Raw genomic sequence first — 6985 nt, forward strand, 5'->3', positions numbered from 1 at the left:
CGTGAGTGGTAAGTGTCGTTAGAACGACACTCACCACTCACGACCACCTGTACCGACGCCTTACTTGACGGCGCCCATCGACAGGCCCCGCACCAGGTGGTTCTGCGCGATCCAGCCGACGATCATCACCGGCAGCGACGCGAGCAGCGCGGCGGCGGAAAGCTGCGCCCAGTACAGGCCCTCGCTGGTGATGAAGCCGACCAGGAACACCGGCACCGTCCCGGCCCGCGCGGCGGTGAGGTTGACCGAATAGAAGAACTCGGTCCACGAGAAGATCACGCAGATCAGCGCGGTCGCGGCCACCCCTGGCGCGACCACCGGCATGATGATCTTCCGCAGCAGGATCGGCAGGGTCGCCCCGTCGATCCGGCCCGCCTCGATCATCTCGTGCGGCACCTCCAGGAAGAACGACCGCATCATCCAGATCGCCAGCGGCAGGTTCATCGACGTGTACAGGATGATCAGCGCCCACACGTTGTCCAGCAGCTGGGTGTTCTGCGAGATCACGTAGAGCGGGATGATCGCCGCCACGATCGGCAGCATCTTCGTCGACAGGAAGAAGCCGAGCGCGTTGCTCGTCCCCTTCACCGGCGCCAGCGAGAGCGCGTAGGCCGCCGGGATTCCCAGCAGCAGCACGAAAAGCGTCGAAACGACGGTCACGAACGCCGAGTTCGACAGATACGGCAGGAAGCCGCGTTCGAGCACGCCCGCGAACTGGTCGAGGGTCGGGGTGAAGAACAGGCGCGGCGGATCGGTGTAGGCGTCGGCCTCCTGTTTGAACGCCGTGAGGATCATCCACAGCAGCGGGAACACGAACAGGATCGCGATCACCCAGGTCGCGACCGTCAGCGCGCCGGGGCCGAAACGGTTCTTCATTTCGCGCCTCCCTGTACCGAGAACGTGCGGAACATCAGCCGCAGCGCGAAGGTCGCGACGATCATCGTCAGGATCACGACGATCACGCCCATCGCGGACGACTGCCCGATGTCGAAACCTTGGAACGCCCGCTGGTAGATGTAGAACGGCAGGTTCGTGCTGGCCGTCCCCGGGCCGCCTTGGGTCATCAGGAAGATCGCGTCGAAGCTGTTCACGATGTAGATCGCGCCCAGCAGCGTCGCCAGTTGCAGGAAGCGGCTCAGATGCGGCAGCGTGATCGCGGTGAACGTCCGCCAGCGGCCGGCACCGTCGACCGACGCGGCCTCCAGCACGTCCTTCGGCTGGCTCTGCAGCCCGGCCAGGATCAGCAGCATCATGAACGGCGTCCACTGCCAGACGACCTGCGCCATCACGGCGGCCAGCGGGAACTCCGAGAGCCAGTCGACGTCCGTGCCGAACACGAAGTGCAGCAACCCGTACGTCGGGTCGAACATCGTCGTCTTCCACAGCAGCGCACCGGCCGCGGGCAGGATGAGGAACGGCGTGATCAGCAGGGTCCGGACCACGCCGCGGCCGAGGAACTTGCGGTCCAGCAGGATCGCGAGCCCCAGGCCGAGCAGCAGCGAGAAGAACACGCACACCACGGTGAGCACGACGGTGTTCAGCAGCGCCCCGAGGAACGTCGAGTCGGCGAAGACGTCGATGTAGTTCTGCAGCCCCACGAAATGCCTCGAACCCGGCCGCACCAGGTTCCACGACTGGAACGAGTAGAACACCGTCAGCACGAATGGCAACTGCGTCACGGCGACGACGAACAACAGCGCGGGCAGCAGCGGCAGCCGTCGTTTGAACGGTGTGTCGGTGCCGCGCTTCGGAGCCGCCTTCTTCGCATGGGCCGGCTCCGGACGGGCAGGAGCGGAGATCGTGGCCATCACTGCACCTCCTGATACGACTTGCCGACGGTCTGCGCGTACTCCTGCGACTGTTCGAGTGCTTCGTCCACGGTGATCTGGCCCGCGATCGCCGCCGAAAGCTGCTGGCTCACCCGCGTGCCGAGATCCTGGAACTCGGGGATGCCGACGAACTGGATCCCGGGATAGGGCACCGGATTCGCCATCGTCTTCCGCTGGTCGGCGTCCGCGATGCCGTCCAGCGTCGGCTGCGCGTAGGCCTTGGCGGCCTCGCGGTACTGCGGGATGTCGTAGGTCGACTTCCGCACGCCCGGCGGAACGCGGTTCCAGTCGCCGAACTCCTGGGCGACCCGCTGCACGTACGCCTTGTCGGTCATCCAGGCCATGAACTTGAAGGCGATGTCCTTGTGCTTCGCGACCTTCGGGATCGCCAGCGCCCAGGTGTAGAGCCAGCCGCTCGCCTGCGTCTTCTCCACCGGCGCCGGGGCGTAGCCGGACTTCCCGACGACCTTGCTGGCCGAAGGATCCTCGTTCGTGCCCGCCATGACCGTGGCGTCGTACCACATCGCGGCCTGGCCCTGGGTGTACCGCGTGCCGCATTCGGAGAAGCCCGCACTCGACGCGCCGACCTCGCCGTGGTTGCGCACGAGGTTCACGTAGAACTCGGCGGCCGCCTTGAACTCGGGGCTGGTCAGCTTCGCGTTCCAGTCCTTGTCGAACCACTGCGCGCCGAAGGTGTTCGCGACGGTGGTGAACGGCGCGAGGCTCTCGCCCCAGCCGGGTTTGCCGCGCAGGCAGATCCCGGCGATGCCCTTGGCCTTGTCGTCGAGTTTCGCGGCGTACTCGGCGATCTGGGTCCAGGTCGGCTTGGCGGGCATGGTGATCCCGGCCTGCTCGAACAGATCCTTGCGGTAGGCCAGGAACGACGACTCGCCGTAGAACGGCACCGCGTATAGGGATCCGTTGTGCGACAAGGATTCCTTGATACTCGGGATGAAGTCGTCCGCGTCGTAGCCGGGATTCGCCGCGATATGCGGATCGAGGTTTTCGAGCCAGCCGTTCGCGGCCCATTGCGGCGCCTCGTAGTTGCTGATCATGACGACGTCGAACTCGCCGCCTTCGGTGGCCGTCGACGCGGTGATCTTCGCGCGTGCCTGATTCTCCGGCAGCGACACGAATTTGAGGCTGACGCCGGGATTCGCCTTCTCGAACTCGCCGGAAAGCTCGATGGCGTCCTTCATCTGCGGGTTCGCGACGATCGCGACGACGAGCGTCCGGTCACCGGTCCCGAGCGCGCCCGCACCGGCGCATCCGGTGAGGGTCAGCAAGAGGACCGAAAGCAGAGCGGCTGCTTTACGCACCTTCGCCTCCCGGTATGACCTGCACCTTCAGACCGGCGCCGCTGCGCATGAGAGCGAGAGCGTCGGGGTACTGCTCCAGCGGGAGGGTGTCGGTGAGCAGCGCGGCGGTGTCGACGGCGCCGTCGGCGACCAGGTCGAGCGCGGCACCGAAGCTGTTCATGACGGCCATCGAGCCGACGACGGTGATCTCGTCGTTGTAGATCCGGAACGGCGAAAGCGCGACGCGCGCTTCGGCGGGCGCGACCCCGAAGACCAGCAGGCGGCCTCCGCGCTGAAGCGAGTCGAAAGCGGCTTCGATGGCCGGCGCGGCGCCGGTGCAGTCCGCGGCGGCGTCGAACTTCTCGTCGTCGAGGTCCTTCACGTCACCCGCGACGGCGGCCGCGCCGAGGTCCATGGCCCGGCCGAGCCGGGATGTGTTGCGGTCGACCACCGTGACCTGGGCACCCGCGCGCTGCAGCAGCTGCTGCATGATCAGCCCCATCGTGCCCGCGCCGACGACGAGGAACCGCTCCCCCGCCTCGACGCCGATCCGGCGCACGCCGTGGACCGCGCAGGAGACCGGTTCGACGAGGGCACCCTGTTCCCAGGTCATCGTGTCCGGCATGCGGTAGCAGTTCGCCGAAGGGACGGCGACGTATTCGGCGAAGGCGCCGTCGACGGTGTCGCCGGTCGCGTTCCAGTTCTCGCAGAGGTTGCCGCGGCCGGACCGGCAAGGCTTGCAGTAGCCGCAGAACAGCGACGGGTCGACGGCCACCCGGTCGCCGATCTTCCAGCCACCCGGCACGTCCGCGCCGAGTTCCACGATCTCGCCGGCGAATTCGTGGCCGGGGACGATCGGATAGGGCGTCGGCGGGAAATGCCCGTCGGCGATGTGGAGGTCGGTGCCGCAGATCCCGCAGGCACCCACCTTGACGACGACCTGGCGATCCCCCGGTTTCGGATCGGGTACCTCGCCGACCCTGATCTCCCCGGGCTTGTCCACGATCGCGGCACGCATGCCAGCTCCTCTTCTCTCCGCTCAAATGAGCGGGCTTGGCTTATGCTTCGGACTGCATGTCCAGGCATGGTGAGCTTTTCCCAGTTGTTACGTCAACCTTTCGGTCGGATTTCGCGGTATAGTGCTCATATGAGCGGGAAGAAACAGCGTCCCGGCCTGGTGGAGTCGTTACGCCTGGCCGCGGTGGCCCGGCGCTTCTACGAACAGGGCGCCTCGAAACTCGAGATCGCCGAGGAGTTCGGGATCAGCCGGTTCAAAGTCGCGCGAATGCTGGACACGGCCAGGGAAAGCGGCATCGTCACGGTCGAGTTCCGGCTGCCCGCGCCGGTCGATCTCGTGCTGTCCGAGGAGATCCGCGCCGCGTACCGGCTGGACCGGGTCCTCGTGCTCGAACGAGCGCCGGTGCCGGAATCCCGCGAGGTCGCCCGCCGCAAGATCGGCACGCTCGCCGCCCGGCTCCTGGCCGAAATCGTCACTCCCGGCGATGTTCTCGGCCTGTCGTGGGCACGTTCGGTGAACGCGATGACCGACGCGATCGAGTCGCTGCCGAAATGCCCGATCGTGCAACTGTGCGGCGTGCAGGCGGGGATGGACATGCGCGACCGGTCGGTGGAGACGGTCAGCCGCGTCGCCTCCGTCTCGGGTGGAGCGTCGTACCCGATCTTCGGCCCGCTCGTCCTCCCCGACCGCCGCACCACCGAGACGTTGCGCAGGCAGCCGGGGATCGCGGAGACCTTCGGGCAGTTCAAGAACCTGACCAAGGCGGTCGTCAGCATCGGCGCGTGGAAACCCGAAGAGTCGACGGTGTACGACGCGCTCGACGAGGCCGAGCGGAGCGCGATCGCGAAACGCGGCGCCAAGGCCGAGGTCTCGGCGCGCCTGTTCGACGCCGACGGGAACCCGATGTCCACCGGCCTCGCCCACCACGTGCTGGCCATCAGCGCCGAGGAGCTCCTGGCGGTCCCCGAAGTGATCGCGCTGGGCTACACGGAACCGAAGGCCGAAGCGATAGACGCCGTCCTGCGCTCCGGCATGGTCTCGACGCTGATCACCGACACCGCCGCGGCCGTCCCCCTGCTCCGGCTGGCCGAGGCCCGCCCTCCCGCCTAGCCACCTCGTGAGTGGTAAGGACGGTTCTAACCGTCCTTACCACTCACGAGACCCAGAGCCTCGTCCTGCGCCGCCATCACCTCGTCGCCATGCCTGAACGCCCATTCCCCGAACGCTTCGATGGGCGCCAGCAACGTGGTCCCGAGCTCCGTCAGCGAATACTCGACCTTCGCCGTCCGACCGCAGTCGCGCCGGTGGACGAGACCGTTGAACTCCAGCCGCCGGACCGTCTCCGTGAGCACCTTCGTGCTGATCCCGCCCAGCTGTCGCCGCAACTCGGCCGGGCGCAGCGGCCCCTCGCGCAAGGCCCACAGCACGACCGGGTTCCACGTGTTCGCCATCAGGTCGAAGGCCAGCCGGGCACGGCAATCGGCGAGGAAGACGTCGTTCATCGGACCTCCGGTAACCATTCGGTACCCGCGCTGCTTTCTACGGTCGGTGCTGTCACTCGATCTTAGGGAGCAGCACATGCGTATCGGTATTTTCGGCGCCGGCGGGATGGCGGAGGCGCTCGGCGGCCAGTGGGCCGGGGCCGGGCACGAGGTGATGGTCGCCGCCCGCGACCTGGCCAAGGCCGCCACGATCTCGCCGCGCGTGGGGACCTGGGAGGAGACCGCGCGCGCCAGTGACGTGATCCTGCTCGCCGTTCCCGCCGCGTCGGTACTGGAAGTCCTTGCCGCGGCGGGGAATCTCGACGGGAAGGTCCTGATCGACTGCACCAACGCGGTCGGGCAAGGGGCCGTGCTCACGGTGCCCGATCAGGCCGCCCGCATCGCCGCCGCCGCGCCCGGCGCGCACGTGGTCAAGGCGTTCAACCTGTGCCACGTGGACGTCTGGCGGATGACCCCGCCGGTGTTCGGCGGCCGTCCGCTCGCGGTGCCGATCTGCGGCGACAAGGTCGGCGAAGTGAGCGAACTGGTCCGCGACCTCGGGTGCACACCGCTGGTCGCGGGCGGGCTCGACCGGGCCGCGCTCATGGAGGCGACGATGGCGTTCATGGTCGGGCTGTGGTTCGACGGCCACGACGCCCAGGCCTGCTTCCCTCCCCTGCCGGTGTGATTTCAGGGTCGTCCCCGATGCGCCGGGCCGGTCGCCCAGGCGACCGTGTCCGGCATGGGGACGAAGACCTGGCGACAACTGACCGTGTGGCTGCACGTCGTCACTTCGGTCGGCTGGATGAGGCAGGCCCTGGCGCTGTTCACCCTCCTGGTGATCGGCCGCACGAGTGAGGACAGCGAGATCCGCGTCGCCGCGACGTCGATGGCGCACGAGATCGACACGTTCCTGCTGGCGCCGCTCGCCAACGCGTCGGCGTTCACCGGTTCATGCTCGCCGCGGCGATGGCGTGGGGATTCGCCCGGCACTGGTGGGTACTGGCGAAGTTCGCGATCACGCTCGTCCAGCTCTACGCCGGGATCTTCCTGCTGTCGGGCGCTTTACGGGATTCCGTCGGCAGTGAGCCACCGCCGGTGGCGCTGACCGCCGGGACGGCGCTGATGGCGAGCGCTTTGGCGTTCCAGGCCTGGCTTTCGGTGGCGAAGCCATGGGGCAAGGTCCGCTCGGGCGCGAAGCTGCCGACCGCGCCGACGTGGGTGTTCGCCGCCGCGGTCCTCGCTCCGCTCACCGACATCACGGTGGGCCTGCTCCTGGGGGCCTCGTGGGTTTGGATGGTCGGTTTGTAGAGCCGTTCCCACACACATGGCCCGCCAGACGGGGGTCCCCCCAGGAGA

The 6985-nt window shown here is 67.7% G+C and carries 7 protein-coding genes and 1 pseudogene; 3 read left to right on the forward strand and 5 right to left on the reverse strand.

The features are described 5' to 3' along the window. Nucleotides 1-60: 60 nt before the first annotated feature. Genes ACFWIW_RS37535 through ACFWIW_RS37550 form a run of 4 tightly spaced genes read right to left on the reverse strand, consistent with a single transcriptional unit; the run spans nt 61 to nt 4145 of the window. On the reverse strand, nt 61-876 hold the full coding sequence (locus ACFWIW_RS37535; RefSeq protein ID WP_378372827.1) for a carbohydrate ABC transporter permease: 816 nt from the start codon (nt 874-876) through the stop codon (nt 61-63). Next, nucleotides 873-1808, reverse strand: coding sequence for a carbohydrate ABC transporter permease (locus tag ACFWIW_RS37540; RefSeq protein WP_038519394.1), 936 nt, complete (start codon nt 1806-1808; stop codon nt 873-875). Before ACFWIW_RS37540 ends, ACFWIW_RS37535 begins: the two co-directional genes overlap by 4 nt. After that, on the reverse strand, nt 1808-3148 hold the full coding sequence (locus tag ACFWIW_RS37545) for an ABC transporter substrate-binding protein (protein ID WP_378372828.1): 1341 nt from the start codon (nt 3146-3148) through the stop codon (nt 1808-1810). Before ACFWIW_RS37545 ends, ACFWIW_RS37540 begins: the two co-directional genes overlap by 1 nt. After that, entirely contained in the window at nt 3141-4145 is a 1005-nt protein-coding gene (locus ACFWIW_RS37550) for a zinc-dependent alcohol dehydrogenase family protein (RefSeq protein ID WP_378372829.1), read from the reverse strand. The genes ACFWIW_RS37545 and ACFWIW_RS37550 overlap by 8 nt, the downstream gene beginning before the upstream one ends. Before the next feature lie 129 nt (nt 4146-4274). Here ACFWIW_RS37550 and ACFWIW_RS37555 point away from each other — a divergent pair, with 129 nt between their 5' ends. Next, the gene (locus ACFWIW_RS37555) at nt 4275-5255 is read left to right on the forward strand and encodes a sugar-binding transcriptional regulator (protein ID WP_378372830.1); all 981 of its coding nucleotides are present in this window, start codon (nt 4275-4277) and stop codon (nt 5253-5255) included. Nucleotides 5256-5281: 26 nt separating this feature from the next. On the opposite strand, the gene ACFWIW_RS37560 is transcribed toward ACFWIW_RS37555, so the two are convergent. Next, nucleotides 5282-5647, reverse strand: coding sequence for a winged helix-turn-helix transcriptional regulator (locus tag ACFWIW_RS37560; protein ID WP_378372831.1), 366 nt, complete (start codon nt 5645-5647; stop codon nt 5282-5284). Nucleotides 5648-5723: 76 nt separating this feature from the next. Between ACFWIW_RS37560 and ACFWIW_RS37565 the strand changes: the two genes are divergently transcribed. Then, on the forward strand, nt 5724-6314 hold the full coding sequence (locus ACFWIW_RS37565; RefSeq protein ID WP_378372832.1) for an NADPH-dependent F420 reductase: 591 nt from the start codon (nt 5724-5726) through the stop codon (nt 6312-6314). A gap of 54 nt (nt 6315-6368) precedes the next feature. Continuing rightward, nucleotides 6369-6907, forward strand: a pseudogene (locus tag ACFWIW_RS37570) (hypothetical protein); the annotation flags it as partial. Nucleotides 6908-6985 lie beyond the last annotated feature (78 nt).

It is taken from the genome of Amycolatopsis sp. NPDC058340 (genome assembly GCF_042723975.1).
Classification (GTDB): Bacteria; Actinomycetota; Actinomycetes; order Mycobacteriales; family Pseudonocardiaceae; genus Amycolatopsis.

Bases quoted from the DNA above. Each gene is read 5' to 3' on its own strand.
- ACFWIW_RS37565 (WP_378372832.1), top strand. From the start codon at position 5,724: ATGCGTATCGGTATTTTCGGCGCCGGCGGGATGGCGGAGGCGCTCGGC.
- ACFWIW_RS37555 (WP_378372830.1), top strand. From the start codon at position 4,275: ATGAGCGGGAAGAAACAGCGTCCCGGCCTGGTGGAGTCGTTACGCCTG.
- ACFWIW_RS37540 (WP_038519394.1), bottom strand. From the start codon at position 1,808: ATGGCCACGATCTCCGCTCCTGCCCGTCCGGAGCCGGCCCATGCGAAG.
- ACFWIW_RS37535 (WP_378372827.1), bottom strand. From the start codon at position 876: ATGAAGAACCGTTTCGGCCCCGGCGCGCTGACGGTCGCGACCTGGGTG.
- ACFWIW_RS37560 (WP_378372831.1), bottom strand. From the start codon at position 5,647: ATGAACGACGTCTTCCTCGCCGATTGCCGTGCCCGGCTGGCCTTCGAC.
- ACFWIW_RS37550 (WP_378372829.1), bottom strand. From the start codon at position 4,145: ATGCGTGCCGCGATCGTGGACAAGCCCGGGGAGATCAGGGTCGGCGAG.